Consider the following 23,437-nt stretch of genomic DNA (forward strand, 5'->3'; position numbering starts at 1 on the left):
CGTGGCGCGGAACGCGCCAATTCTGGAATAGCTTTTGTCACGGAGGGAACATGGCGCTCGAGCTTCGTCCGAATTGCGAATATTGCGACCGCGACTTGCCGATCGATGCTGTGGACGCACATATTTGCACCTATGAGTGCACATATTGCGCCGATTGCGTCGACAATATCCTGTTCAATGTCTGCCCGAATTGCGGCGGCGGATTTGTGCCGCGGCCGATTCGTCCCGCGAACGAATGGCGCCCCGGCGTATCACGCGTCCACCAGCCGCCATCGACGCAGCGCCGTAAGGTAAGCTATGACGCCGAGAATATTCGCGCGCATTCGCTCCGCCTGCGCGACATTCCGCCCGAGCAGCGCTGATCGCACACAGCCGGTTCGGTAGCGACGTTGCCGTGTGTGCGCTGTGGATCGGGCAGGGAGCGAAGATGGGGTTGGCCATCAAACCGTCGGGATCGTGCCGCCGTCGATCACATATTCGGTGCCCGTGATCGCCGCGGCGCGGTCCGATGCGAGGAAGGCGATCAGGTTGGCGACATCTTCGGGCTTTGCCGGGCGGCCGAGCGGAATGCCGCCGAGCGAGTTCATGATGATCGCCCTGCCGCCTTCATAATCGGTCCCCGCGTCGCGCGCGATGCGTTCGGCGAGCTGCACCGATGCTTCGGTCTCGATCCATCCCGGGGCGACGCGGACGACGCGCACCCCCTTTGGCGCGACCTCTTTCGACAAGGCTTTGCTGTAGGTCGAAAGCGCCGCCTTGGCCGCGGCATAGCCGGTCGTTGCTTCCGGTAAGGGCAACTGGCGCTGAATCGAGGAGACATGGACGACGACGCCAGATCCCTGCGCGGCCATCGCCGGGACCAGCGCCCGGTCGAGCCGGACGGCGGGGAACAGGTTGAGCGCAAGCTCGCGATCCCAATGCGCGTCGCTCAGCGCGGCAAAACCACCGCCCGGCGCCGACGACCCGCCGAGCATGTGGACGAGAATGTCGATGCCGCCGAGGCGTTCGTGCACCGCGGCAGCGGCGCGCTCGCATCCTTCGGCGGTCGTCAGGTCGGCGGCGATGAACAGGGGGTCAGCCCCGGAATCGGACGCGTTCCGGGCGACGGTGAGCACCGTCGCGCCGAGTTCGCGGAGCAGGGCGGCGGTTGCCTTGCCCGCGCCCTTCGTGCCCGAGGTGACGAGCGCGCGCTTGCCGGCGAGCGACAGAAAGCCGGTCATGGCCGAATCTCCAGTTCGGCGATGCGACCGTCGGCGAGCGTAAAATGATAGGTGAGGACAGCCGGGCTGGTCGGGAAATTGCCCGTCACCGTGGCACGAACGCTGATCCGGTCATCCGCGAGCTCCGCCTCGAATGGCGCCGCCTGATGGGCATATTGCTGCTTGGCGTCGCGCCACCAGGCATCGATCTGGTCGTGCCCGCGGTACGAGTGCCCTTCATCTTTCACGAGCGCATCGGGGGCGAAGGCCGCCATCAGGGCGGCGCCGTCGCCGCGCTGGTCGGCGTCGAAATAGGTTTGAACGGGATGAGGCAATTGCATGACGAGTCTCCGATCTTGGGCTTGCTTCCCATCTAAGCGCGCGGCATCATCCGCATAAGTGGGCTAATGTTGGATGTTCTGATGAAGAAATCGGGATAATGACACAACTTGCACTGCGCGATTTTGACGCCGTGCTAGCGGTTGCGCGGCGCGGATCGTTCCGGCAGGCGGCCGTTGACCTTGGCCTGTCGACGACCGCGCTCAGCCACATGATCGCGCGGATCGAGGCCGAACTGGGCGTGCGGTTGTTCAACCGCACCACGCGCAGCGTCGCGCTGACCGACGCGGGCCATATTTTCGTCGATCGGATCGGCCCGTCGCTGCTCGACGTTCGCGAGGCGATCGAGATTGTCCGGGCGCGCGGCGAAACGCCATCGGGGACGCTGCGTATCAACGCGCCGCCGTTTGCGGCGCGATCGGCGCTGGCGGCGCTGATCCTGGACTATACGCGTCGCTACCCGGACGTGCATGTCGATGTGGTGGCTGACGGGCGGCTGGTCGATATTGTCGCGGAAGGGTTCGATCTGGGGGTGCGGGTCGAGTCACTGGTCCCCACCGACATGATCGCGCTGTCGCTGGGCGAAGCGCAGCGTTTTGCCGTCGTCGCGTCGCCCGACTATCTTGCTGCGCATGCGCCGCCGCGTGTTCCCACCGATCTTGCCACCCATGCCTGCATCCGCGTGCGCCTGCCCGACGGCGGGCTTTATCGCTGGTATTTCGAGAATGGCGCCGAGACGGCACAGATCGACGTGAGCGGCCCGATGACCATCGACGATGTGACGATCGCGCGCGCGGCGGTGGTTGCGGGTGTGGGGGTCGGATTCTTTTTCGAACAGGATGTGATCGCCGACATCGAGGCGGGGCGGCTCGTCCGCCTGCTCGACGACTGGACCCCAGCGTTTCCGGGGGTCGCGCTCTATTATCCGGACCGCCGTCATCCTTCAGCCGCTCTGGCGGCGTTTCTGGCGCTGGCACGCGAGCTGGGGCGCAAGACCTAAGCCGCCACCGCCTCCTCGCTCGCGCTCGTCGCCGCTTCGAGCAAGCGTTTCTCCAGCGACTTCACCCGCGCTGCGCTGTCGATCTTGTCGCCGATCAGGTCGGTGACATAGAAGGTATCGACCGCGCGTTCGCCATAGGTGGCGACGTGGGCGCTGTGGACCGTCACCTTCGACTGGAACAGCGCATAGGCGAGCTGGTTGAGCAGCGCGGGGCGGTCCTGTGCGTTGACCTCGATCACGGTGAAGCGGTTCGATGCCTTGTTATCGACGAAGACATTGGGGGCGATGCGGAAAGCTTCGGCGCGGGTGCGCGGGAGGGCGCGGGCTTCGAGTTTGGGGAGCAGTTTCTGGCGGTTGGCGAGCGCGTCCTCGATCGCGCGGGTCAGTCGGCCGATCTGCCCCGGCTCGTCGAACGGGCGACCGATCGGGTCCTGCACCAGAAAATTGTCGAGCGCGAGACCGTCGCGCGTCGTGTGGATACGCGCGTCGATGATGTTGCCGCCGGCCAGGTGAATGCCCCCCGCGATGCGATAGAAGAGCCCCGGATGGTCGGCGGCAAGCACCATCACCAAGGTCGCGCCGCGATCGTCGTCGGGGACCGCGGCGATGTGCAGCGGCGCGTCGCCCGCCTGCCGGATATGGACGAGATTGGCGGCGATGACCTCGACCGGCTCGGCGATCCAATAGCTTTCGGGCAGGCGCTTTGCGACCTTGTCGAAGGTTTTCTGGTCGAAGCCGAATTGCGCCGCGACCGCTTCCTTCTTGCTGGCGATGCGTTGTTCGCGGCCCTTTTGCTTGTGGCCGAGGCGCAGCACTTCTTCGGCGGCGTCGTAGAGTTCGGTGAGCAACTGCCGTTTCCAGCTGTTCCATACCCCGGGCCCGACCGCGCGAATATCGACGACGGTGAGGACGAGGAGCAGGCGGAGGCGTTCGGGGCTTTGCACTTGTCCGGCGAAGTCGAGGATCGTCTTGAAATCGGCGAGGTCGCGTTTGAATGCGGTCGCCGACATGAGGAGATGATAGCGCACGAGCCACGAGACGGTCTCGGTCTCCGCCTCGCTCAGCCCCAGCCGCGGGCAGACGCGCAGCGCGAGTTCGGCGCCGAGCACACTATGGTCGCCGCCGCGCCCCTTGGCGATATCGTGCAGCAGCACCGCGACATAGACGACGCGGCGCGAATGGATCTGGTCCATGATCGCGGTCGACAGCGGATGATCGTCCTTGAGCCGCCCCTGTTCGATATCGGACAGCAGGCCGATGGCGCGGATCGTATGCTCGTCGACGGTGTAGTGATGATACATGTCGAACTGCATCTGCGCGACGACGCGGCCGAAATCGGGAACGAAGCGGCCGAACACCCCAGCCTCGTTCATCCAGCGCAGCACCGTTTCGGGATCGCGTGGGGACGTCAGCACGTCGAGGAACAGCGCGTTGGCGCGCGCGTTGCGCCGCACCCCCTGCGTCTCGATCAGCTTCGCCTCGTGCCGCGCCTGCCGCATCGCCTGCGGATGGATTTCGAGGGCGTGCTTGTCGGCGAGCGCAAAAATCTCGACCAGCCGCACCGGGTCCTGCTGAAAAAATTTGTCGTCGGGCAGCGCGAGGCGGCCGCGGTCGAGGACGAAGCCATTGAGCTTGCCGGGACGCCGCCGGATCGTCGGCAGAAAGCGCCGCCCGCGCGCCGCCATCTGGTCGTCGAGATGCGCGAGGAAGGTGCCGGTCAGGTCGCCGACGCTTTTCGCGTGGAGGAAATAGAGCTGCATGAAGCGCTCGACTGCGCTTTTGCCGGGGCGGTCGGCGAATTGCATGCGCGCGGCGATCTCGCGCTGGAAATCGAAGGTCAGCCGGTCCTCGGCGCGGCCCGCGAGGGTGTGGAGGTGGCAGCGCACCGCGAGCAGGAAATTTTCGGCGCGCGCAAACTGGCGAAGCTCGCGCGCCGAGAGCAATCCGGCGTCAACGAGCTCGGGCACGGTGCGCACGCGGTGGATGAACTTACCGATCCAGAACAGCGTGTGGAGATCGCGCAGCCCCCCCTTTCCTTCCTTCACATTGGGTTCGACGACATAGCGCGAATCGCCCATGCGCTTGTGCCGCTCGTCGCGCTCGGCGAGCTTGTCGGCGACGAAGGCGCGCGCGTTGCCCGCGACGACCTCGGCATCGAACCGCGCTGAGGCCTGATCATAAAGTTCGCGGTCGCCCCAGATGAAGCGGCCTTCGAGCAACGCGGTGCGGATCGTCAGGTCGTCCTTGGCGGCGCGGACCATTTCGTCGATCGAGCGGCTGGAATGGCCGACCTTCAGCCCGAGATCCCACAACGTGTACAGCTGCGCCTCGATCACACTTTCGGTCCAGCTCGTCTGCTTGAACGGGGTGAGAAAACCGATGTCGATGTCGCTGTATGGCGCCATTTCGCCGCGGCCATAGCCGCCAACCGCGATCAGGGTGATCCGCTCGCCCGACGATTTATTGCCCGAAGGATAGAGGTGGCCGACAGTGAAGTCGTGGCTGAGGCGGACGATCTGGTCGATCAGGAAGGCGGTGGCGCTGGCGGCGAGGCGGCCCGACGAGGGGTGCGCGAGCAGCCGCCGCTCGATCTCTGCCCGCCCGTCGTCCAGCGCGCTCTTAAGCAGCGCGACCATCGCGCGGCGGCGGGCACCGGCGTCCTGCGCTTCGGCGGCGATCGCGTCGAGCCGGTCGGCGAGAGCGCGGCGATCGATGATCGCGCGGCGCTGTTCGAGCTTGTCGAAGATGTCGCTCATTCCTCGTCCGCCAGCAGGCGTTTGAGCGCATAAAGCGCGTCGAGCGCCTCGCGCGGTGCGAGCGCGTCGGGGTCGATCCGGGAGAGCGCGTCGCGCAGCGCGTCGGCCTTTTCGGCAGGCGCCGCGGCGAGGGTGGCGGCGAACAGCGGCAGGTCGTCGAGCCCTGCGGCGAGGCCGCCGGTTTTCTCGCGCCCCGCTTCGAGCTTGGCTAGCACCGCCTCGGCGCGCTTGACGACCGCCGCGGGTACCCCGGCGAGGCGTGCGACGGCGAGGCCGTAGCTGCGGTCGGCGGGACCGTCGGCGAGTTCGTGGAGCAGCACCAGTTCGCCCTGCCATTCGCGCGCGCGGACATGGTGGAGCGAGAGCGCATTCAGCGTTTCGGCGAGGCGCGTCAGTTCGTGGTAATGCGTCGCGAACAGGCAGCGGCACTTGTTCACTTCATGCACCGCCTCGACCACCGACCAGGCGAGCGCAAGCCCGTCGTAGGTTGAGGTACCGCGCCCGACCTCGTCGAGAATGACGAAGCTTTGCGGGGTCGCCTGCGCGAGGATCGCGGCGGTTTCGACCATTTCGACCATGAAGGTCGAGCGCCCGCGCGCGAGATTGTCGCTGGCGCCGACGCGGCTGAACAATTTGTCGACGAGGCCGAGCTTCGCCGAAGCCGCGGGGACGAAACCACCCGCCTGCGCGAGCACGATAATCAGCGCATTCTGGCGCAGGAAGGTCGATTTACCCCCCATGTTCGGGCCGGTGACGAGCCACAATCGGTCGGTTTCGGACAGCGACAGATCGTTGGGGACAAAACGCTCGCCCGCTTTCGCGAGCGCCGCCTCAACCACCGGATGTCGCCCGCCGACAACATCGAGGCAGGGCGTATCGGCCAGGTCGGGGCGGCACCAGTTATGGCTCATCGCATGGTCGGCGAGCGCCGCGGCGACGTCGATGCGCGCCAGCACGTCGCAGCTGGCGGCGATCTGCTCACGCCGCGCGGTCGCGGCTTCGGTGAGCGATTCGAGATGCGCGGCTTCGGCGGCGACGGCATGGACGCCCGCCTGCGTCACGCGGCTCGCCGCTTCGTGGAGGTCGGAGGAGTTGAAGCGCACGACACCCGCGAGCGTCTGGCGGTGGGTGAAACCCGTTTCGGGCGCCATCAGCACGTCGGCGTGCTTCGCGGGCACCTCGACATGATAGCCGAGGACACCATTGTGGCGGATCTTGAGCGAGGCGATGCCGGTGCGGTCGCGATACTGCGCCTCCAGTGCCGCAATCGCCTTGCGCCCGTCGCGCGCGGTTTCGCGCAGCGCGTCGAGCGCATAGTCGTAACCTTCGGCTATATAGCCGCCCTGCGCGGCATCGATCGGCGGCATTTCGATCAGCGCGCGAGTCAGTTCGTCGACGAGCGCGCCGTGGCCGTCGAGGCCGGGAAGCAGGCGCGCGAGCAAGGGCGGCAGGTCGGCGCGCCGCGCGAGGCGTTCGCGCAGGCGCCGCGCGCCTTCGAGCGCGTCGCGCAGCTGCGCCAGGTCGCGCGGGCCGCCGCGCCCCGCGACGAGGCGTCCGAGCGCGCGTCCGGCGTCGGGCAGTGCGCGGAGCGCCGCGCGGAGATCGCCGCGCCATAGCGCATCGCGCGCAAGCGCATTGACAAGGTCGAGCCGGTCGAGGATCGCTGCCTTGTCGGTGAGCGGGCTGGCGAGATCGTCAGCGAGCAGCCGCGCGCCTGCCGCAGTGACGGTGCGGTCGATCGTGCCGAGCAGGCTGCCGTCGCGCGTCCCGGCCATGGTGCGGACGAGTTCGAGGCTTTCGCGCGTCGCGGCGTCGATCGCCATGCGCCCCGACGCAAGATGCCGCACCGGCGGCTGGAGAAAGGTCGGCGCGCCGGTGCCGACATGGTCGAGATAGGCGATAAGCGCGCCCATCGCGGCGATTTCGCCGCGCGAAAATTGGCCAAAACCGTCGAGCGTCTGGACGCCGAAGAAGGATTCGAGCCGTTTCTGCGCCGCGGTACTCGAAAAGTCGCTCGGTGGTCTCCGCACGATCTGGCGCGCTGACGACATCGGGAGTTCGCCCGCGCTTTCGCTGACCAGCAGTTCGGACGGCGCCAGCCGCGCCAGTTCGGCATCGATCGCTTCGCGGCGCACCGCGACAACCTCAAACCGCCCGGTCGAAATATCGGCGGCGGCAATCGCGACTTCGTCCTCGCTGCCAACTTCGGCGAACGCGGCGAGCCGGTTGGCGCTGCGCCCTTCGAGCAGGCTTTCCTCGGTCAGCGTCCCCGCGGTGACAAAGCGCACGATCGCGCGCGCCACGAGCGCCTTCGACCCGCCGCGCGCCTTGGCCTCCGCAGGCGTTTCGACCTGTTCGGCGATCGCGACGCGGTGCCCGGCGCGGATCAGCCGCGCAAGATAGGATTCGGCCGAATGCGCGGGCACGCCGCACATCGGCACCGGCTGTCCATCATGCTCGCCGCGCGACGTGAGCGCGATGTCGAGCGTCGAGGCCGCGGCCTTGGCATCGTCGAAGAACAGCTCGAAAAAATCGCCCATGCGATAGAAAAGCAGGCAGTCGCCGGCCTTGGCCTTCAGCGCCCAATATTGCGCCATCATCGGCGTTGCCGCGGACGCAGCGGCGTTGCTGTTCGCGGGTTTGGGAGCGGCGGCAGGCATCGGACCCTGCTTAGTGACTGGGCGCGGCATGGCAAGGTCGGGGTGGGGGGATGCTGGTGGAAGGGCCGCTCTGGGGTGGGGAGCGGACACCGACAGATCCTCCCAATCGACTTGCGATGGGGAGGTGGCAGCCCGCAGGGCTGACGGAGGGGTTGAGCGCGCAGCGCTCGCTGACGCTCGCGGCCCCTCCACCACCGCTTCGCGGCGATCCCTCTCCCCATCGCAAGTCGATGGGGAGGATATTATGGCAGCAACCGGTCGAATCCAGACATGCGGCATCCCCGGCTCAATCCGGGATGCAAAATACCGGAGCCGTTCATCGGACCACCGCTCGACAACATTGGCGGTTACAATCGCCGCCGGTGACGTTAGGGAATGGGCTCGGGCGCGCGTCTGGCAAATTCAACCAAGGGGAACAGCGATGGACAGCGGCAGCAAGGTGCAGTTTTCGGACCGCGAGGCTCTGCTTTACCATGAATATGGGCGGCCCGGGAAAATCGAGATCGTCGCGTCGAAGCCGATGGCGACGCAGCGCGACCTGAGCCTTGCCTATTCGCCCGGCGTCGCTGTCCCGGTGAAGGCGATCGCCGCCGATCCCGCGACGGCCTATGACTATACGATCAAGGGCAATCTGGTCGCGGTGATTTCGAACGGCACCGCGATCCTCGGCCTCGGCAACCTTGGCGCGCTCGCCTCGAAGCCGGTGATGGAGGGCAAGGCGGTGCTGTTCAAGCGCTTTGCCGACGTTGATTCGATCGATTTGGAAATCGACACCGAAGACCCGCAGCGCTTTATCGATGCGGTCGAGTTGCTCGAGCCCAGCTTCGGCGGCATCAACCTGGAGGACATCGCGGCGCCCAACTGCTTCATCATCGAGCAGGCGCTGAAGGAAAAGATGAATATCCCGGTCTTCCATGACGACCAGCATGGCACCGCGATCATCACCGCCGCGGGGCTGATCAACGCCTGTTACCTGACCGGGCGCGACCTTTCGACGGTGAAGGTCGTCGTCAATGGCGCCGGTGCGGCGGCGATCGCGTGCACCTCGCTGATCAAATCGATGGGCGTGCGGCACGAAAATGTCATCATGTGCGACCGCAAGGGCACCATTTATCAGGGCCGCACCGAAGGTATGGACCAGTGGAAGTCCGCCCACGCCGTCCCGACCGAGGCGCGCGACCTGACCGAGGCGCTGGTCGGCGCCGACGTGTTCCTGGGGCTGTCGGCGGCGGGCGCGCTGAAGCCCGAGATGGTCAAGGATATGGCGCCGGCGCCGATCATCTTTGCGATGGCGAATCCCGATCCCGAAATCTCGCCCCCCGACGCCCGTGCAGCAAGACCTGACGCGATCATTGCGACGGGGCGGTCGGATTATCCGAACCAGGTCAACAACGTCCTCTGCTTCCCCTTCATCTTCCGCGGCGCGCTCGACGTCCATGCGACCGCGATCAACGAGGAGATGAAGATCGCCGCGGCCTATGCGATCGCCGACCTGGCACGCCAGCAGGTGCCCGAAGAGGTCGCCGCGGCCTATGGCGGACGCGCGTCGAGCTTTGGCCCCGAATATATCATCCCCTCGCCCTTCGACCCGCGGCTGATGGAAATCGTGCCCGCCGCGGTCGCCAAGGCGGCGATGGAGACGGGGGTCGCGCAGAAACCGATCGCCGATCTGGGCGCCTATCGCACCTCGCTCCGCGCACGGCTCAACCCCACGACGTCGGTGCTAACGCTCGCCTATGAGGCGGCGCGCGCGAACCCCAAGCGTGTGGTGTTCGCCGAGGGCGAGGAAGAAGTGGTGCTGCGCGCCGCAATCCAGTTCCGCGACGGCGGCTATGGCACCCCGGTGCTGGTCGGCCGCGAGGGACTGCGCGACAAGCTGAAAGAAATGGGGGTCGCCGACCCTGAAAGCTACGAAGTCCACAACAGCGTCAATTCGCCGCATGTGCCGCAAATGGTCGAGATCCTGTACGAACGCTTGCAACGGCGCGGGTACCTGCGCCGTGATGTCGAACGCATGGTCAACCGCGACCGCAACATCTTTGGTTCGCTGCTGCTCAAACTCGGGCTGGGCGATGCGATGATCACCGGGGTCACGCGTACCTATTCGCAGACGATGCGCGAGGTGCGGCGGGTAATCGACCATGCCGAGGGCAAGACCGCTTTCGGCATCCATGTGCTGGTCGGCCAGCATCAGACGATCTTCATGTCCGATACGACAGTGAACGAGCGGCCGAGCGCCGAAATGCTGGCCGATATCGCCGAACGCACGGCGCAGGTCGCGCGGCGGATGGGGCACGAGCCGCGCGTCGCGTTCCTGTCCTATTCGACCTTCGGCAATCCGCCGGGCAGCTGGCTCGACAATATCCGCGACGCGGTCGCGATCCTCGACGCCCGCAAACCGGCCTTCGAATATGAGGGCGAAATGTCGCCCGACGTCGCGCTCAACCCCAAGGTGATGGCGAACTATCCCTTCTGCCGCCTGTCGGGTCCGGCGAACGTGCTGGTCATGCCGGGGCTGCAATCGGGCAATCTGTCCGCGAAACTGCTGCGCGAACTGGGCGGCAGCGCGGTGATCGGCCCCATGCTCGTCGGCATGGAGCATCCGGTCCAGGTCGCGACGATGGCGTCGCCAGCGTCGGATCTGGTGACGCTGGCGGTGCTCGCGGCGGGCGGGATCGCGCAGTAGTTTCTAATAATCTTCCCTGTGGCGCAGCCATGGGAAGGTGTCAGCGCCAAGCGCTGACGGAGGGGCGATAGCGCACAGGCCGCGGCCCCCCATCGGCTGTGCCGACGGTCCCCCTCCCCATCGCTTCGCGACAGGGAGGATTAACGCATAAGCCTACTGCCCGCTCGGCGCGCCCGCGCCCGGGGCGCCGACCGCGCCGATATTGCCGAAGATATCTTCAAAGAAACTGCGCTGGCGGCCCAGCGTCGGCGTCTTGTCACCCGACGGATTGAGGCGGCTGACCAGTTCGAGCCCGGTGCGATCGACCGCCGCAACATTGCCCGCCGCGTCGAAGCGGATACGCAGAACCTGCTGGTTCACGGGGCGCGGCTTGGCAAAGGCGAGCTGGCGCGTTTCGCGCGAGACATAATAATATTCGTTGGTGCCGAACTGGCCGACAAAAGTCGGGCGGCCCAGCGTTCTTTCCACCGATTCGCGGTTATCGACGCCCGCAGTGACCGAGTCGGTCAGCAGGGGATCGACAACATAGCCCTGCCGCCCCTTGAGCTGCGAGCAGCCGCTGGTGGCGACCGCGACGAGCAGGCCAAGGGCGAGAAGACGCGCGCGCGAGGCGGCGGGCGAAAGGCTGAAATTCGACATCATTATCTCCGTTGCGCCGGATCGCCGCATTCCGGCGGTCGGCGCGCGCTCTCGCGCCTCTTAACCGCAAGCGGACGGGACGCACAAGCGGCTTGTGGCGCCGCCAAGCTTGCCAGAAGCTGACCGGCGCGGCGGACCGGTGCCTCTTTTCGGCAGCGCCAATTGCGCCTAAGCGGTGGGCATGTTTTCGCTCCGCAATCTTTTCCGCCCGCAACCCGATCCGCGCGAGGCGCGCCGACCGCTGTGGAACGCCGTCGTCGCCACCGCGCGCGCGCCGCACTGGTATGCCGCAGGCGGTGTTCCAGACACGCTTGACGGCCGGTTCGATATGGTCAGCCTGGTGCTGGCGCTGGTCCTCCACCGGATCGACGAGGACCCCGCGCAGGCTCGCGCAGGCGTCGAGCTGACCGAATTGTTCGTCACCGACATGGACGGTCAGATGCGTCAGATCGGGTTCGGCGACATGGTCGTCGGCAAACAGATCGGTCGCATGGTCGGCGCACTGGGCGGGCGACTCGGTGTCTACCGCGCCGCCGACGGATCGGACGAACTGCGCGCGGCACTGGTCCGCAACCTGTGGCGCGGCAACGAACCCGATGCCGCGGGGCTGGCGCACGTCATGGCCGAGGTGGCGAAATTGCGGGCCGCGTTGGCGGCGACGCCGGTGGCCGAGCGGGTCGTCGCCGATCGGTTGGGCGGAGTCGCAGAGTGAGCGCGGCGCCCGAATTTTCGCTGATCCTGACACTGGCCGACGCGGCGCAAGGGCGTGCCGTGGCGGTCGAGGCCGACGCCGAAGCGCGGGCGCGGATCGCGCAGCGACTGGCGCTGATCACGGTCGATCACTTTGTCGTTACTGCCGAAATCCGCACCGTGGCGGGTGGGATCGGCGCCAAGGGGGCGGTGGATGCCGCCATTGTCCAGCCGTGCGCGGCGACGGGGCTGCCGGTCCCGGCGACGCTCAGCGAGCCGTTCGACTTGCGATTCCTGCGCGATATCGACGCACCGGTCGATGCGGACGAAGAAATCGAGATCAGCAGCGAGGATTGCGACCTGCTGCCGCTGGAGGGCGATCGCATGGATCTGGGCGAAGCGGCGGTGCAAACGCTGTCGCTTGCGCTTGATCCTTTTCCCCGTCACCCCGATGCCGACCGCATCCTCGCCGAAAAGGGCGTGCTGAGCGAAGATGCGGCGGGGCCTTTTGCGGCGCTAGCGAAGCTCCGCGGGAAACCCGGCAATTAAATCAGTCGGGCGTCGCCGAATCATCCTTTGCCAGATCGGCGGCGACAGAATCGAGCCCGGTTTCCTTGGCGGGCGTCGCTTGCCCCGCCGCCGCTTCGTCACGCGAAGCCGGCAAAGCACCGCCGAGCGCCGCAGCGAGGCCGGCAAGCTGTTCGCCGATCACCGCGTCGACCGCCGGAGCGATGTCGGCGACCTTGAAGCGCATATAGCCGCCGACGACATAGTCGAACCGCAATGCACTGCCCGTCGGCGTTTCCTTGATCTGGATGGTCAGCGTACCGGTTACGGCCTCGCCCTGGAGCGGCCCGAAGGCGCCCGACAGACGCAGCATCTGGCCGGGCTTCGAGAACAGGACGCGGGCGTGCTGAACGCTGCCGACCCCCGCGCCGCCATCGGGCAGCTTTTCGCAAAAACAGCCCCCTGCCTGCGAATCGAGCCAGAAATTCGCCGCATCGCCCGACCAGCTATGGTCCTTCGACCACCATTTGTCGGGCGTACGGAGCATTTTCCATACATCGGCGGGGGTCGCCGCAACCTGCGCGGTGTGCGCGACAGTGAACCCCGCGTCGCTCTGGTCGATAACCTTGGCGTGCGCCGCAGGCGCCAGGGTCAGCGCCGCAACGGCTGAAACTGCACTCGCGCATATTGAGTTGAAATTCATGACCGGTCCCCCGCTTGCCGCAACCAGGCTTCGTCGATGCGAGCGAAACGAAGCAGTCCAAGGCGGCATTGCACCGGTCCGGATTGCCACGGGGCTTCGCCCCTCGCAATGACGATTAAGCGTGGGCGCTAGCCAGCAGGCGTGAGGACGGCCTCGATCGCGTCGTTGACCTGGTCGATCGGCGCCATGCCATCGACACGCGTGACAATACCACGCGCGTCGTAGATCGGCAGGATCGGCGCGGTCTTGGCGCGATATTCGGCCATGCGGGTGCGCACCGTTTCCTCGTTATCGTCGGGGCGGCGCTTGAATTCGGTGCTGCCGCAAACGTCGCAAACATTCTCCACCTTCGGGAGCTTGTAGCGGTCGTGATAGCCCGCGCCACAGCTGGCGCAGGAAAAGCGCCCAGTGATGCGATCGACCAGCGCGTCTTCCTCGACCAGCAGTTCAATGACGTGATCGAGCTTGCGACCACGCTCGCCAAGAATGATGTCGAGCGCGTCGGCCTGCGCCGCGGTGCGCGGATAGCCGTCGAAGATCACCGAAACGTCGGCGCCAAGCTGGTCGAGCCGTTCGCCGATCAGGCCCGAGACAATGTCGTCGGAGACGAGCTCGCCCGCGTCCATCACCGCCTTGGCCTGGACGCCGATCGGAGTGCCTGCCTTGACCGCGGCGCGCAGCATGTCGCCGGTCGACAGCTGGACCATGCCATGCTCGTCCTCGAGCCGCGAAGCCTGCGTACCCTTGCCCGCCCCCGGCGGTCCGAGCAAAATGATGTTCAGCGTCATGGAAGCCCCTGTTGCCTCAACCCGTGTCGCGGTTGCCGTAGCGGGGCGATCAGCGCCGCGCAACGCCGCCCTTCAACTTGGCCTTTTTGATGAGGTCGCCATATTGGTGCGCCAGCATATGGCTCTGGATCTGGCTGATCGTATCGATGGTCACATTGACGACGATGAGCAGGCTGGTGCCGCCGAGCGCAAAGGGCAGGCCCGAACTGGCGATGAAATATTCGGGGACAAGACAGATGGCTGCCAGATAGGCGGCCCCGATCACCGTGATGCGTGTCAGGACGAAATCGAGATAGGTTGCGGTATTCTTGCCCGGGCGGATGCCCGGAATGAAACCGTTCTGGCGCTTCAGATTGTCCGCCGTTTCCTCGGGATTGAACACCACCGCGACGTAGAAGAAGCAAAAGAAGATGATGCCCGCGGCATAGAGCGCCATATAGAGTGGCTGGCCGTGCGCCAGATACTGGTTCAGCGTGATCAGGAAGTCGCCCGTCGCGGTGTCGCCCTGGACATTATTGCCCATCATCTGGGTGATGGTGACGGGCATCAGCAGCAGCGACGACGCAAAGATCGGCGGGATGACGCCCGCGGTGTTGACCTTCAGCGGGAGATGGCTGCGGTCGGCCTGCATCACCCCGCGCTGTGTCGCGCGCTTGGGATATTGGACAAGCACGCGGCGCTGCGCGCGTTCCATGAAGCTGATGAAGGCGATGATCGCGACCGCCCCGACGAGGACCGCGACGACGACGCCGCCGCCCATCGAACCTTCGCGCACCTGGGTGAACATCTGCGAAAAGCTGCGCGGCAGCTGCGCCAGAATGCCCGCCATGATGATCAGCGACACGCCGTTGCCGATCCCGCGCGCGGTAATCTGTTCGCCAAGCCACATCAGGAACAAGGTGCCGCCTACGATCGAAATCACCGCCCCGACGCGGAACATCATGCCGGGATCGACGACTGCGGCAATGCCCTGGCTGGCGCCGAGTGTTTCGAGCCCGACGGCGATGAAATAGCCCTGGATCGCGGTGAGGAACACCGTGCCGTAGCGCGTATATTGATTGAGCTTCTTGCGCCCGCTTTCGCCCTCTTTCTTGAGCGCGGCGAGCGTCGGCGAGAGCGCCGCGGCCAGCTGCACGACGATCGACGCGGTAATATAGGGCATCACGCCGAGCGCGATGATGCTCATGCGCTCCAGGCTGCCGCCCGAGAAGGTGTTGAAGATGTCGAGGACGCCGCCCGAAGCGGCCTGGCTGTACAACGTCGACAGCGCGACCGGATCGACGCCCGGCAGCGGCACGAACGACAGAAAGCGAAACACGATCAGCGCACCGATCGTGAACCAGATGCGGTTCTTGAGTTCGGTCGCCTGACCGAATTTCGAGAAATTGAGGTTGGAAGCAAACTGGTCGGCGCGAGAGGCCATGGGTGTTTTCCTCGAGGATATTCCGGACCGCGCCCCCCGCGACCCGGCGCCTATGTGCGTTCGCCGGTCACGAAGCGCAAGGGGAAAGACCCGCTTTAAAGCTCCCTCCCCTTCAGGGGCGGGTTGGGGTGGGGCCTGTCCGCGTAGCGCGAAGCCGAGGCGCCCTCCCCGCTGCGACCAGGAAGCAAGCTTCCAAGTCTCACTGCCCCTCCCGCAAGCGGGAGGGGTAATTTAGATCAAGCGTTCTTGGCGGTCGCTGCGGCCTTGCGCTTGGCCTTCTTGCCGTCGCCTTCCGGCTGGACTTCGGGAAGTTCGACCTTGCCGCCGGCCTTTTCGACCGCTTCGATCGCGCCCTTCGACGCACCGGCAACCGCGAAGGTCAGCTTGGCGGTGAGTTCGCCCTTGGCAAGCAGGCGGACGCCGTCCTTGCCGCCGCGGGCAACGCCGGCGGCCTTGAGCGCGGCGTGATCCACCGTCTTCTTGGCATCGAGCTTTTTGGCATCGACCAGCTTCTGGATCATGCCCAGGTTGACGATGGCAAAATCCTTGCCGAAGATATTGTTGAAGCCGCGCTTCGGAATGCGCATGTGGAGCGGCATCTGGCCGCCCTCGAAGCCGTTGATCGCGACGCCGCTGCGGGCCTTCTGGCCCTTCTGGCCGCGCCCGGCGGTCTTGCCCTTGCCCGAGCCGATACCGCGGCCGACCCGCATCCGGCCCTTGCGGGCACCGGCGTTGTCACGAAGTTCGTTAAGCTTGATCGTCATTTTGCACTCGCTTTCGCTTTGTTCGCGCTGGGAACCGCCCTGTCCGTTTGGGACTAGTCCGGTTCGATTTCACTCGACGGTTGAAAGCCGGGGTACGCCCCGGCCTTGTCCATCACGATGGCCTGGGCGACATAGCCCCGACCGTCGACGCAGGTGATCGACGGGCTGCCGTGAAGTTGCCACCCCCGGTTGAGCAGCCCTTCGACGCGCGCACAAAAGGCGGCGTCATCGGGACCGGTCAACAGGCGGTAGAGCTTCATTCAGCCCTCGACGACTTCCACCATGTGCGGCAGCTTGCGGATCATGCCGCGCACTTCCGGGGTGTCGACCAGTTCGACCTCGCGGTGCATCTTGCCGAGGCCAAGCCCCGTCAGGATGGCGCGCTGGCTCTTGGGACGACGGATCGGCGAACCGATCTGGCGGATCTTGATCTTCTTGTCGGCCATCGTCTTACTCCGTCACCGCCGCGGCTTCCGCCTCGGCCGCACGGTCGGATGCACCGCCGCGCTTGATCAGATCCGACACCTTCTTGCCGCGACGCTGCGCGACCGACTTGGGGCTGGTCTGTTCGCCGAGCGCCTCGAAGGTCGCGCGGATCATGTTATAGGGGTTCGAGGTGCCGTTCGACTTGGTCACCACGTCGGCAACGCCGAGCGATTCGAACACGGCGCGCATCGGACCACCGGCGATGATGCCGGTCCCGGCGGGCGCCGAACGAACGGTGACCAGACCGGCGCCAAAATGACCGCGGCCATCATGGTGCAGCGTGCGGCCGTCGCGCAGCGGAACGCGGATCATCGACTTCTTAGCCGCCGCAGTCGCCTTCGAAATGGCTTCGGGCACTTCGCGCGCCTTGCCATGACCGAAACCGGCGCGGCCCTTGCCGTCGCCGACGACGACGAGCGCGGCGAAACCGAAGCGCTTGCCGCCCTTCACCGTTTTCGACACGCGGTTGATGTGGACGAGCTTTTCGATCAGCTCTTCGCCGCCGTCCTCGTCGCGCGGGCGACGGTCGTCGCGGCGACCACGGCCACCGTCACGTCCGCCACGTCCGCCGTCGCGACCGCCGCCACGGCCGCGGCGCGGCGCCTGGCCCTCGGTGGCTGCCTCGGGGGCGCCTTCGGCGTTCTGAATTTCGTCTGCCATGATTAGAACTCCAATCCGCCTTCGCGTGCCGCGTCGGCCAGCGCCTTGATGCGCCCGTGGAACAGGAAACCGCCGCGGTCGAACACGACCTGCGTCACGCCCGCTTTCTTGGCGGCAGCGGCAAGGCGCTTGCCAACGTCAGCCGCAGCTGCCGTGGTCGCGCCGGTCTTGCCACGAACATCCTTGTCGAGCGTCGAAGCCGAAGCGAGCGTCTGCCCGGCCGCATCGTCGATAAGCTGCGCATAGATGTGGCGGCCCGAACGGTGAACCGACAGACGCGGACGCCCGGCGGCGCGCTGGCGAAGGGCGGTACGGACGCGCTGGCGGCGTTTTTCGAATTGGGTAAGATGTGCCATGGCTTACTTCTTCTTGCCTTCTTTGCGGAAGATGTACTCGCCGCGATATTTGATGCCCTTGCCCTTATAGGGCTCCGGCTTGCGCCAGCGGCGGATTTCCGCCGCGACCTGGCCGACCTGCTGCTTGTCGATGCCGCTGATCTCGATCGTCGTATTGTCCGGCGTCTTGATCTCGATGCCTTCGGGCACCGCGAAATCGACATCATGGCTGTAGCCGAGCTGCAGCTTGAGCGTCTTGCCCTGCGAGTTGGCACGATAGCCGACACCGGTGATTTCGAGCACCTTGGTGAAGCCTTCGGTCACGCCGGTGACCAAATTCTGCACCAGCGTGCGCTGCATGCCCCAAAAGGCGCGTGCTTCACGCGTGTCATTCGCGGGCTGCACCGAGATGCTGCCGTCGCCGACTTCATATTTGATGTTGTCGGCGAGCGGCATCGCGAGCGTGCCCTTCGGGCCCTTAACCGACAGCTGGCCGCCGTCGATCGCGGCGGTGACGCCGCTGGGGATCTCCACAGCCTTTTTACCAATGCGCGACATCAGAACACCTCCGCCAGCACTTCGCCGCCGACATTATGCTCGCGGGCTTCGGCATCCGACAGGACACCGCGCGGGGTCGACACGATGGTGATGCCCAGGCCGTTGCGCACGATCGGCAGCTCTTTCGAGCCCGAATAGATGCGGCGGCCCGGCTTGGACACGCGGGCCACGTGGCGGATCGCCGGCTGGCCTTCGAAATATTTGAGCTCGATGCGGATGCCCTTGTGTTGGCCCTTCGCGCCCAGCGCTTCTTCGCTGTAGCCGCGGATATAGCCTTCGCGCTGGAGGACGTCGAGCACACGGACGCGCAGCGTCGAGGCGGGCGTCAGGACGCTGTCCTTCTTCGCCTGCTGGCCGTTGCGGATGCGGGTGAGCATATCACCCAGGGGATCGGTCATTGCCATCTTCTAGTCCCTTACCAGCTCGACTTCACAACACCGGGGATCAGGCCCTTGTTGGCCAGATCGCGGAGCTGGATACGGCACAGCCGGAATTTGCGATAATAAGCGCGCGGGCGCCCCGTCAGCTCGCACCGGTTGCGGATGCGGGTCGGGTTGCCGTTGCGCGGGATTTCCGCCATCTTCAGACGCGCGATCAGACGCTCGCTCTCGTCGAGCGAGCTATCCGCCGCAATCGCCTTCAGCTTCGCATAACGGCCGGCATATTTCTTCACCAGCTGCTTGCGACGCTCGTTCTTGTTTACCGAACTCAGTTTCGCCATGACTTAAGTTCTCTTTCCTTCTTGAAAGAGCCTGCCTGGTCCCTTGCGGGAATCAGGCGGCTTCCTTTTCCTGCGCTTCGATCGGGAAGGGGAAGCCGAACAGCTTGAGCAGTTCGCGGGCCTCTTCGTCGGTGCGAGCGGTGGTGGTGACGATCACGTCCATGCCGCGCACCTGGTCGATGCGGTCATAGTTGATCTCGGGGAAGATGATCTGCTCTTTCAGGCCCATGGCATAGTTGCCACGGCCGTCGAAGCTGGTCGCCGACACGCCGCGAAAGTCGCGGATGCGCGGCATGGCGATCGTGATCAGCCGGTCGAGAAATTCATACATGCGTTCGCGGCGCAGGGTGACCTTGCAACCGATCGGCATGCCTTCGCGCAGCTTGAACTGGGCGATCGACTTCTTGGCCTTGGTCACGACGGGCTTCTGACCGGCGATGAGTTCCATCTCGGCAGCGGCCGCTTCGACCTTCTTCTTGTCCTGCGTGGCTTCGCCGACGCCCATGTTGAGCACGATCTTTTCGATCTTCGGCACTTCCATCGCATTTTTGTAACCGAATTTCTCGGTCATCGCCTTGACGATCACATCGTCATAGCGCTTGCGCATGCGCGGGGTGTAGTTGTCAGCCATTGATCGTCTCCCCGGACTTCACGGCCACGCGGACCTTCTTGCCGTCCTTGGTTTCAAAGCGCACGCGCGTCGGCTTGCCGCTTTTCGGGTCGGCCAGTGCGACCTTGCTCGCGAACAGCGGCGCTTCCTTGCGTTCGAGACCGCCCTGCGGGTTCTGCTGGGTCGGCTTGCGGTGGCGGGTGATGACGTTGACGCCCGCGACGACGACTTTACCGTCCTTCGGCAGCGCCTGCGTCACTTCGCCGGTCTTGCCCTTGTCCTTGCCGGACAGGACGACGACGGTGTCACCCTTCTTGATCTTGCTCGCCATGGTCAGAGCACCTCCGGCGCCAGGCTGATGATCTTCATATAGCCGCGGCCGCGCAGTTCGCGGACGACGGGGCCGAAGATACGGGTGCCGATCGGCTCTTCATTCTTGTTGACGAGCACGGCGGCGTTGCTGTCGAAACGGATCACCGACCCGTCGGCGCGGCGCACGTCCTTGGCGGTGCGGACGATGACGGCGCGATGCACGTCGCCCTTCTTCACCTTGCCGCGCGGCTGGGCTTCCTTGATCGACACGACGATCACGTCGCCCACGCCGGCGGTGCGACGCTTCGATCCGCCCAGCACCTTGATGCACTGGACGCGCTTGGCACCGCTGTTGTCAGCGACTTCCAATTGTGACTGCATCTGAATCATCGATGCACTTCCTTCTTGTTTGGCCTACCGGGATGCCCCGGCGGTTCCGTGAAACTCAGCTCAGGCGTCAGCAGCCGTTTCGGGCTTGCTGTGGGTGTCGACCTTGTCGAGCACCTTCCACGTCTTCAGCTTCGAAATGGGCTTCGTTTCCTCGATGCGGACGGTTTCGCCGGCCTTGACGGCATTGTCCTCATCATGGGCGTGATACTTCTTCGAACGGCGGATGATCTTGCCGTACAGCGGGTGCTTCACCTTGCGTTCGACTTTCACCACAACGGTCTTGTCGCCCTTGTCGGACACCACCGTACCGGTCAGAATGCGCTTCGGCATCGACAGTCTCCTTATTTCGCGGCCGAGCGCGCGCGCTCGGTCTGCTGCGTCTTGATGCGCGCGATCGAGCGGCGCACTTCCTTGACGCGTGACGCTTTTTCAAGCTGGCCGGTGGCCGCCTGGAAACGGAGGTTGAACGCCTCGCGCTTCAGTTCGCCAAGCTGTTCGGCGAGCTGGTCGTCGGTCTTGGCCTTGAAATCTTCGGTCTTGGCCATGTCCTTAACCCTCCAGGTGCGAGGTGTCGCCGAGGCGGGCGATCACCTTGGTCTTGATCGGAAGCTTCATCGCGGCGCGTTCGAACGCCAGCGCGGCCACGGGGCCGGGAACGCCGTCGAGTTCGAACAGGATGCGACCCGGCTTCACCCGCGCGGCCCAATATTCCGGCGAACCCTTGCCCTTGCCCATACGGACTTCGGCCGGCTTCGACGACACGGGGACGTCGGGGAAGATGCGGATCCACAAACGGCCCTGACGCTTGATCGCACGGCTGATCGCACGGCGCGCCGCTTCGATCTGGCGTGCGGTAATGCGCTCGGGTTCCATCGCCTTCAGCCCGTAGGAGCCGAAGTTCAGGCTGGTCCCACCCTTGGCATTGCCATGGATGCGGCCCTTGAAAGCCTTGCGAAACTTGGTTTTCTTCGGTTGCAACATGTCCGTTGTCCTTAGCGGCGGTCTTCACGAGCCGGACGCACGCCGGTCGTCTGTGCGTCGAGCATCAGACGGTCGGTCGCCATCGGGTCGTGGCCCAGAATCTCGCCCTTGAAGATCCACACCTTGATCCCGCACACGCCATAGGCGGTGTGCGCGGTCGATTCGGCATAATCGACATTGGCGCGCAGCGTGTGCAGCGGCACCCGGCCTTCGCGATACCATTCGGTGCGCGCGATTTCCGCGCCGCCGAGACGGCCGGCGCAGTTGATGCGGATGCCTTCGGCGCCCAGACGCATCGCCGACTGCACCGCGCGCTTCATCGCACGGCGGAACGCGACGCGGCGTTCGAGCTGGTCGGCAATGCCCTGGCCGACGAGCTTGGCGTCAACCTCGGGCTTGCGGATTTCGACGATGTTCAGCGACACATCGCTGCCCGTCAGCTCGCCGAGCTTCTTGCGCAGCTTTTCGATGTCCGCGCCCTTCTTGCCGATGATGACGCCCGGACGGGCGGCATAAATCGACACGCGGCACAGCTTCGCCGGGCGTTCGATCACGACCTTCGAGATCGCTGCCTGCGGCAGGGTCTTGAACACAAACTGGCGGATTTTCAGATCCTCGACCAGCATGCGGCCATAGTCCTGGCCTTCGGCGAACCAGCGGCTGTCCCAGGTGCGGTTGACCTGCAGGCGCAGGCCGATCGGATTGCTCTTCTGGCCCATATTACGCCTCTTCTTCCTGTTCGCGCACAACGATGCGGATGCGGCTGAACGGCTTGACGATCCGGGTCGACTTGCCGCGGCCGCGGGCGTGCCAGCGCTTCATCGAGATCGACTTGCCGACGCTGGCTTCCTTGATGACCAGCGCGTCCACGTCGAGGTTGTGGTTGTTTTCCGCGTTGGCGACGGCGCTGGCGAGAACCTTGCGCACGTCGACAGCCATCGCCTTCTTCGAGAAAGCGAGGACGTTCATCGCGTCTTCGACCTTGCGACCGCGGATCAGCGCGGCGACGAGGTTCAGCTTCTGCGCCGAACCGCGAATCTGCGTGCCGACCGAGAGAGCCTCGTTATCCGCAACGCGGCGGGGGGATTTTGCCTTGCCCATTAGCGTTTGCCCTTCTTGTCGGCAGCGTGGCCGGGGAAGAAGCGCGTCGGCGCAAATTCACCCAGCTTCATGCCGACCATGTCTTCGTTGACCGACACCGGCACGAACTTGCGGCCGTTGTAGACGTTGAAGGTCAGCCCCACGAACTGCGGCAGGATGGTGGACCGGCGCGACCAGGTCTTGATCGGGGCAGAGCTGCCGCCGTCCTGGGCCGTTTCGGCTTTCTTGAGCAGATGGAGGTCCACGAACGGACCCTTCCAGACCGAGCGAGCCATGGCTTACCTCTTCTTCTTCGCGTGACGCGACCGGATGATCATCTTGTCGGTCGACTTGTTGTGGCGGGTACGGGCACCCTTGGTCGGCTTGCCCCACGGGGTCACCGGATGACGGCCACCCGATGTGCGGCCTTCACCACCACCATGCGGGTGATCGACCGGGTTCTTCGCAACACCGCGCGTCAGCGGACGCTTGCCGAGCCAGCGGCCGCGACCGGCCTTGCCAAGGTTGGTGTTCTGGTTGTCGGGGTTCGACACCGCACCGACCGTGCCCATGCACTCGCCGCGGATATAACGCTGTTCGCCCGAACCGAGACGCACGATGACGAGGCCGCGGTCACGACCGACGACCTGGGCATAGGTGCCAGCCGAACGGGCGATCTGGCCGCCCTTGCCCGGCTTCATCTCGATATTGTGGACGATCGTGCCGACCGGCATCTGCGACAATTCCATCGCATTGCCCGGCTTCACGTCGGTCTTTTTGCCCGCGACGATGGTGTCGCCGACCGCCAGACGCTGCGGCGCCAGAATATAGGCCTGCGTACCGTCTTCATATTTCACCAGCGCGATGAAAGCCGTGCGGTTGGGGTCATATTCCAGCCGCTCGACGGTGGCCGGCATGTCCCACTTGCGACGCTTGAAGTCGATGAAGCGGTACTTCTGCTTGTGGCCGCCGGCGATGCCGCGCGAGGTCACATGACCCTTGTTGTTGCGGCCACCGGTCTTGCGCTTGCCTTCGGTCAGCGCCTTGACGGGCTTGCCCTTCCACAGCGCCGACTTGTCGACGAGGATCAGGCCGCGCTGTCCGGGGCTGGTCGGATTATAGGATTTAAGTGCCATTGTTCCTGCCTCTT

The 23,437-nt window shown here is 65.3% G+C and carries 31 protein-coding genes; 5 read left to right on the top strand and 26 right to left on the bottom strand.

All coding sequences use genetic code 11. The features are described 5' to 3' along the window. Positions 1 to 50: 50 nt before the first annotated feature. Positions 51 to 362: a DUF1272 domain-containing protein gene (locus tag IR187_RS17055; RefSeq protein ID WP_194953081.1), complete on the top strand. Its 312-nt coding sequence runs from the start codon at positions 51 to 53 to the stop codon at positions 360 to 362. Positions 363 to 440: 78 nt separating this feature from the next. On the opposite strand, the gene IR187_RS02200 is transcribed toward IR187_RS17055, so the two are convergent. Continuing rightward, positions 441 to 1,220, bottom strand: a complete 780-nt coding sequence (locus IR187_RS02200; RefSeq protein ID WP_194953082.1) for an SDR family oxidoreductase — start codon at positions 1,218 to 1,220, stop codon at positions 441 to 443. Beyond that, positions 1,217 to 1,540, bottom strand: a complete 324-nt coding sequence (locus tag IR187_RS02205) for a nuclear transport factor 2 family protein (protein WP_194953083.1) — start codon at positions 1,538 to 1,540, stop codon at positions 1,217 to 1,219. Before IR187_RS02205 ends, IR187_RS02200 begins: the two co-directional genes overlap by 4 nt. 98 nt (positions 1,541 to 1,638) lie before the next feature. Between IR187_RS02205 and IR187_RS02210 the strand changes: the two genes are divergently transcribed. Continuing rightward, positions 1,639 to 2,538: a LysR family transcriptional regulator gene (locus IR187_RS02210; protein ID WP_194953084.1), complete on the top strand. Its 900-nt coding sequence runs from the start codon at positions 1,639 to 1,641 to the stop codon at positions 2,536 to 2,538. Here the strand turns inward: IR187_RS02210 and IR187_RS02215 are convergent. Both IR187_RS02215 and mutS read right to left on the bottom strand, forming a co-directional pair. Next, on the bottom strand, positions 2,535 to 5,294 hold the full coding sequence (locus IR187_RS02215; protein ID WP_194953085.1) for a [protein-PII] uridylyltransferase: 2,760 nt from the start codon (positions 5,292 to 5,294) through the stop codon (positions 2,535 to 2,537). The genes IR187_RS02210 and IR187_RS02215 overlap by 4 nt on opposite strands. Continuing rightward, the gene (mutS, locus tag IR187_RS02220; RefSeq protein WP_228765488.1) at positions 5,291 to 7,954 is read right to left on the bottom strand and encodes a DNA mismatch repair protein MutS; all 2,664 of its coding nucleotides are present in this window, start codon (positions 7,952 to 7,954) and stop codon (positions 5,291 to 5,293) included. The genes IR187_RS02215 and mutS overlap by 4 nt, the downstream gene beginning before the upstream one ends. A gap of 421 nt (positions 7,955 to 8,375) precedes the next feature. Here mutS and IR187_RS02225 point away from each other — a divergent pair, with 421 nt between their 5' ends. Continuing rightward, a complete protein-coding gene (locus IR187_RS02225; RefSeq protein ID WP_194953086.1) occupies positions 8,376 to 10,640 on the top strand; it encodes an NADP-dependent malic enzyme in 2,265 nt (754 codons plus the stop codon). Positions 10,641 to 10,793: 153 nt separating this feature from the next. Here IR187_RS02225 and IR187_RS02230 read toward each other — a convergent pair whose 3' ends face one another. Then, the gene (locus tag IR187_RS02230; protein WP_194953087.1) at positions 10,794 to 11,279 is read right to left on the bottom strand and encodes an outer membrane protein assembly factor BamE; all 486 of its coding nucleotides are present in this window, start codon (positions 11,277 to 11,279) and stop codon (positions 10,794 to 10,796) included. Positions 11,280 to 11,460: 181 nt separating this feature from the next. On the opposite strand from IR187_RS02230, the gene IR187_RS02235 reads away from it, so the two are divergent. Together IR187_RS02235 and IR187_RS02240 are read left to right on the top strand one after the other, a co-directional pair. Further along, the gene (locus IR187_RS02235) at positions 11,461 to 11,991 is read left to right on the top strand and encodes a ubiquinol-cytochrome C chaperone family protein (RefSeq protein WP_194953088.1); all 531 of its coding nucleotides are present in this window, start codon (positions 11,461 to 11,463) and stop codon (positions 11,989 to 11,991) included. After that, on the top strand, positions 11,988 to 12,518 hold the full coding sequence (locus IR187_RS02240) for a YceD family protein (protein ID WP_194953089.1): 531 nt from the start codon (positions 11,988 to 11,990) through the stop codon (positions 12,516 to 12,518). The genes IR187_RS02235 and IR187_RS02240 overlap by 4 nt, the downstream gene beginning before the upstream one ends. Position 12,519: 1 nt before the next feature. Here IR187_RS02240 and IR187_RS02245 read toward each other — a convergent pair whose 3' ends face one another. The 21 genes from IR187_RS02245 to rplB all read right to left on the bottom strand — a co-directional run bounded on the left by IR187_RS02245 (position 12,520) and on the right by rplB (position 23,423). After that, positions 12,520 to 13,179, bottom strand: coding sequence for an SRPBCC family protein (locus IR187_RS02245; protein ID WP_194953090.1), 660 nt, complete (start codon positions 13,177 to 13,179; stop codon positions 12,520 to 12,522). A gap of 128 nt (positions 13,180 to 13,307) precedes the next feature. Continuing rightward, the gene (locus IR187_RS02250; protein ID WP_194953091.1) at positions 13,308 to 13,967 is read right to left on the bottom strand and encodes an adenylate kinase; all 660 of its coding nucleotides are present in this window, start codon (positions 13,965 to 13,967) and stop codon (positions 13,308 to 13,310) included. Positions 13,968 to 14,016: 49 nt separating this feature from the next. Further along, positions 14,017 to 15,390, bottom strand: coding sequence for a preprotein translocase subunit SecY (gene secY / locus IR187_RS02255; protein ID WP_194953092.1), 1,374 nt, complete (start codon positions 15,388 to 15,390; stop codon positions 14,017 to 14,019). A 236-nt stretch (positions 15,391 to 15,626) separates the two neighbouring features. Next, the gene (rplO, locus tag IR187_RS02260) at positions 15,627 to 16,154 is read right to left on the bottom strand and encodes a 50S ribosomal protein L15 (protein WP_228765489.1); all 528 of its coding nucleotides are present in this window, start codon (positions 16,152 to 16,154) and stop codon (positions 15,627 to 15,629) included. Between the two features lie 53 nt (positions 16,155 to 16,207). Then, on the bottom strand, positions 16,208 to 16,414 hold the full coding sequence (locus IR187_RS02265) for a DUF1737 domain-containing protein (RefSeq protein ID WP_194953093.1): 207 nt from the start codon (positions 16,412 to 16,414) through the stop codon (positions 16,208 to 16,210). Then, the gene (gene rpmD / locus IR187_RS02270; protein WP_037515666.1) at positions 16,415 to 16,600 is read right to left on the bottom strand and encodes a 50S ribosomal protein L30; all 186 of its coding nucleotides are present in this window, start codon (positions 16,598 to 16,600) and stop codon (positions 16,415 to 16,417) included. Positions 16,601 to 16,604: 4 nt separating this feature from the next. After that, on the bottom strand, positions 16,605 to 17,300 hold the full coding sequence (gene rpsE, locus IR187_RS02275; protein ID WP_228765490.1) for a 30S ribosomal protein S5: 696 nt from the start codon (positions 17,298 to 17,300) through the stop codon (positions 16,605 to 16,607). Between the two features lie 2 nt (positions 17,301 to 17,302). Next, complete coding sequence (rplR, locus tag IR187_RS02280; RefSeq protein ID WP_194953094.1) at positions 17,303 to 17,656, bottom strand: 50S ribosomal protein L18; 354 nt, start codon at positions 17,654 to 17,656, stop codon at positions 17,303 to 17,305. A 3-nt stretch (positions 17,657 to 17,659) separates the two neighbouring features. Further along, positions 17,660 to 18,193, bottom strand: coding sequence for a 50S ribosomal protein L6 (rplF, locus tag IR187_RS02285; protein WP_194953095.1), 534 nt, complete (start codon positions 18,191 to 18,193; stop codon positions 17,660 to 17,662). Continuing rightward, positions 18,193 to 18,597, bottom strand: a complete 405-nt coding sequence (rpsH, locus tag IR187_RS02290) for a 30S ribosomal protein S8 (RefSeq protein ID WP_037556380.1) — start codon at positions 18,595 to 18,597, stop codon at positions 18,193 to 18,195. Before rpsH ends, rplF begins: the two co-directional genes overlap by 1 nt. Positions 18,598 to 18,608: 11 nt before the next feature. Next, the gene (gene rpsN / locus IR187_RS02295) at positions 18,609 to 18,914 is read right to left on the bottom strand and encodes a 30S ribosomal protein S14 (protein ID WP_194953096.1); all 306 of its coding nucleotides are present in this window, start codon (positions 18,912 to 18,914) and stop codon (positions 18,609 to 18,611) included. A gap of 52 nt (positions 18,915 to 18,966) precedes the next feature. Further along, positions 18,967 to 19,545 carry a 50S ribosomal protein L5 gene (gene rplE, locus IR187_RS02300; protein ID WP_194953097.1) on the bottom strand — a complete coding sequence of 193 codons (579 nt, stop codon included), beginning with the start codon at positions 19,543 to 19,545 and terminating at the stop codon, positions 18,967 to 18,969. Continuing rightward, the gene (gene rplX / locus IR187_RS02305; protein WP_194953098.1) at positions 19,538 to 19,855 is read right to left on the bottom strand and encodes a 50S ribosomal protein L24; all 318 of its coding nucleotides are present in this window, start codon (positions 19,853 to 19,855) and stop codon (positions 19,538 to 19,540) included. Before rplX ends, rplE begins: the two co-directional genes overlap by 8 nt. 2 nt (positions 19,856 to 19,857) lie before the next feature. Beyond that, complete coding sequence (gene rplN / locus IR187_RS02310; protein ID WP_011543078.1) at positions 19,858 to 20,226, bottom strand: 50S ribosomal protein L14; 369 nt, start codon at positions 20,224 to 20,226, stop codon at positions 19,858 to 19,860. A 60-nt stretch (positions 20,227 to 20,286) separates the two neighbouring features. After that, positions 20,287 to 20,556, bottom strand: coding sequence for a 30S ribosomal protein S17 (gene rpsQ, locus IR187_RS02315; protein ID WP_194953099.1), 270 nt, complete (start codon positions 20,554 to 20,556; stop codon positions 20,287 to 20,289). A gap of 11 nt (positions 20,557 to 20,567) precedes the next feature. Continuing rightward, on the bottom strand, positions 20,568 to 20,771 hold the full coding sequence (gene rpmC, locus IR187_RS02320; RefSeq protein ID WP_037556372.1) for a 50S ribosomal protein L29: 204 nt from the start codon (positions 20,769 to 20,771) through the stop codon (positions 20,568 to 20,570). 4 nt (positions 20,772 to 20,775) lie between these two features. Beyond that, positions 20,776 to 21,207, bottom strand: a complete 432-nt coding sequence (rplP, locus tag IR187_RS02325) for a 50S ribosomal protein L16 (RefSeq protein ID WP_011543081.1) — start codon at positions 21,205 to 21,207, stop codon at positions 20,776 to 20,778. Positions 21,208 to 21,218: 11 nt separating this feature from the next. Further along, positions 21,219 to 21,926, bottom strand: coding sequence for a 30S ribosomal protein S3 (gene rpsC / locus IR187_RS02330; RefSeq protein ID WP_088439836.1), 708 nt, complete (start codon positions 21,924 to 21,926; stop codon positions 21,219 to 21,221). 1 nt (position 21,927) lies between these two features. After that, positions 21,928 to 22,308, bottom strand: a complete 381-nt coding sequence (gene rplV / locus IR187_RS02335) for a 50S ribosomal protein L22 (RefSeq protein ID WP_194953100.1) — start codon at positions 22,306 to 22,308, stop codon at positions 21,928 to 21,930. Then, positions 22,308 to 22,583 carry a 30S ribosomal protein S19 gene (gene rpsS, locus IR187_RS02340; protein ID WP_037556370.1) on the bottom strand — a complete coding sequence of 92 codons (276 nt, stop codon included), beginning with the start codon at positions 22,581 to 22,583 and terminating at the stop codon, positions 22,308 to 22,310. The genes rplV and rpsS overlap by 1 nt, the downstream gene beginning before the upstream one ends. 3 nt (positions 22,584 to 22,586) lie before the next feature. Further along, positions 22,587 to 23,423 carry a 50S ribosomal protein L2 gene (gene rplB / locus IR187_RS02345; RefSeq protein WP_194953101.1) on the bottom strand — a complete coding sequence of 279 codons (837 nt, stop codon included), beginning with the start codon at positions 23,421 to 23,423 and terminating at the stop codon, positions 22,587 to 22,589. Positions 23,424 to 23,437 lie beyond the last annotated feature (14 nt).

This window comes from Sphingopyxis solisilvae, from assembly GCF_015475875.1.
GTDB classification, from domain to species: Bacteria; Pseudomonadota; Alphaproteobacteria; order Sphingomonadales; family Sphingomonadaceae; genus Sphingopyxis; species Sphingopyxis solisilvae.